This window comes from uncultured Polaribacter sp. (assembly GCF_947501385.1).
Lineage (GTDB): Bacteria > Bacteroidota > Bacteroidia > Flavobacteriales > Flavobacteriaceae > Polaribacter.
In genome coordinates this window covers 1-1,225 of sequence record NZ_CANMVP010000073.1, presented here as the reverse complement: position 1 = coordinate 1,225, position 1,225 = coordinate 1, and the positions used below count along the sequence as shown (strand labels likewise).

At 29.1% G+C, this 1,225-nt stretch carries 1 protein-coding gene; it reads right to left on the bottom strand.

All coding sequences use genetic code 11. The features are described 5' to 3' along the window. Positions 1-929: IS110 family transposase (locus Q0998_RS19230; protein WP_299673068.1), on the bottom strand; the 929-nt coding region annotated here is incomplete at its 3' end. Positions 930-1,225: the final 296 nt, after the last annotated feature.

Genomic DNA, 1,225 nt, shown 5'->3' with positions numbered 1-1,225 from the left:
AAAAGTTTATTTCTAATAATATTAATAGTACTCATTTTGTTTTTTCCCTCGTCTAATCTTCTATGATAATAAGCTTTCATTTCTGGGCTATGTTGTATGGCTGTCTTTGCACATAAATCAAACAAGCTTTTTATCTTTTTGTTTGCTAAATTACTCACTTTTGTCTTTCCTCTTATACTGGTTCCCGAAACGTTAGCAAACGGTGCAATACCACAATAAGAAGCAAATTTTCGCCAAGTTTCAAACTTTGTAAATCCATCTGTATAAGCAATCATAAAAAGAGCTGTTTGTTCTCCAACGCCTTTAATACTGACTATTAATTTAAATTGCTCATTTAACTTATCGTCACTTTTTATAAGCAGTCTGATCTGCTTTTCCACTTGATCTATTTGCTTTGTTAAATGTTTTATCATATTTTTTTGAATACTAAATAGCGTTTCATTTTCTTTTGCTACAAGAACCCTGTTTTGCTCTTTAAAACTTGCTTTAAATCCAGATCTTTGTTTTACAAGTCTTTCTCTTAAAGACAGGAGTCGTTTAATCGACTGAACTTGCTCTGTAGCTAGTTTATAGGTTGTAATCTCATCTCTTAAACGATAAGCATATAAAGCTATTTTTGTGGCATCTACCTTATCATTTTTACCTCGAGCAATCCCTAAAGATCTTTTTATCTCTAATCCTGGGACTAAAGAAAATGGAATTTTTTTTTCAGTTAAAAATACAGATAATTCGTATGAGTATAATCCAGTATGTTCAAAAACAAAAAGTATGTTTTGTTTAGGAAAATTACTGTTTTTGTAAGTCCACTTTAATAGTTTTGTGAACCCTTTTTTTTTGTTTTCAAATTGCTCATAAGATTGACTTGAGTGGATACGAACATCAAAATTTAATTTGCTCATATCAATACCTACGGTGTCTAAAATTTTCATAAATTTGATTTTAAATTAGTAAAATGGTTACTTTGACTAAAACCTTTAAGAGGTTAGAACTAGAATTCTATTTGGTCCTTTGTAACCGGATTGAAAAGAATGGGGACTAATACAGGCTATAGAAATAATAGTCTAACGGCAGGCAAAGTTCACCCCATTCTTTTTTTATAAATTATTAACAAAATTATACTTATTAACAAAGAAAAAAAGAAGCAAAAAAAGAAATTTCATCATCATAATCAGCTTTGTTTTTAAGTATACTTTTATTCCATAAATATAAGATTACAAATCTAAAG